At 41.5% G+C, this 816-nt stretch carries 2 protein-coding genes; both read left to right on the top strand.

Going from position 1 to position 816, the window contains the following annotated elements:
• Positions 1 to 356: 356 nt before the first annotated feature.
• Positions 357 to 545 (top strand): hypothetical protein, encoded by a 189-nt coding sequence (locus QUH73_RS20800; RefSeq protein WP_289532368.1) that lies wholly within the window; start codon positions 357 to 359, stop codon positions 543 to 545.
• Positions 460 to 768: a reverse transcriptase domain-containing protein gene (locus tag QUH73_RS20795; RefSeq protein ID WP_289532367.1), complete on the top strand. Its 309-nt coding sequence runs from the start codon at positions 460 to 462 to the stop codon at positions 766 to 768. The genes QUH73_RS20800 and QUH73_RS20795 overlap by 86 nt, the downstream gene beginning before the upstream one ends.
• Positions 769 to 816 lie beyond the last annotated feature (48 nt).

Raw genomic sequence — 816 nt, 5'->3', positions numbered from 1 at the left:
CGTTAAGTTGTTCCAAATGTTGCAAAGAAGCTGTTGTTTTTAGGCTCTAGCTTTGCATTAAGCGGAACAGGGAAAAGAAAAAGTAAACTAAAATGATTGAACAAATACTAACAGGAAAGAACCTGCTGCGAGCGATGTATCAAGTCCAAAAGAACAAAGGTTCAGCTGGAGTTGATCGTATGCCCGTGACTAAACTCTCAGATCTGATGTCAATTGACAAATCAGAACTGACACAGAGTGTTCGTTCAGGTAAATATTTGCCTCAAGCCATTTTAGGAGTCGTACCGAACGAAGTGAGATCATGAACACCTTTTAGAAAATAGTTTAGTGAATAAATTCCAAAAGGAAACGGGAAGATGCGCTTATTGGGTATTCCGACTGTAACCGACCGTTTGCTTCAGCAAGCGGTACTTCAAATTATCACGGCAAAGTTTGAGTTCGAATTTTCGGATTTTAGCTTTGGGTTCAGACCGAACCGAAGCTTGCATCAGGCAAGTACTAAAAGCTCAGGGATACATCAACGATGGTTGTCAGCATATTGTTGATATTGACTTGAAGACCTTCTTCGATGAAGTGGATCATTGTCATTTGTTGCAACTGCTATATCACAAGGTAAAATGCAAAGCAACAATGCGTTTAATCCGCAAATGGCTACGCGCTCCCATTTTAATAAAGGGAAAGCTAGTCAAACGTCGAAAAGGCGTACCGCAGGGGAGTCCATTGAGTCCGTTGCTGTCCAATATCATGTTGCATGAACTGGATGGATAAATCGCTCCATTATGTGCCACCCATTTCGGTTCAAAGTGTGCCACTGAT

This window comes from Labilibaculum sp. K2S, from assembly GCF_030372765.1.
GTDB lineage: Bacteria > Bacteroidota > Bacteroidia > Bacteroidales > Marinifilaceae > Labilibaculum.
This window is presented reverse-complemented; position numbering and strand designations above follow the sequence as displayed.

Coding starts and splice junctions, on each gene's coding strand:
- QUH73_RS20800 (WP_289532368.1), top strand. CDS start 357: ATGCGCTTATTGGGTATTCCGACTGTAACCGACCGTTTGCTTCAGCAA.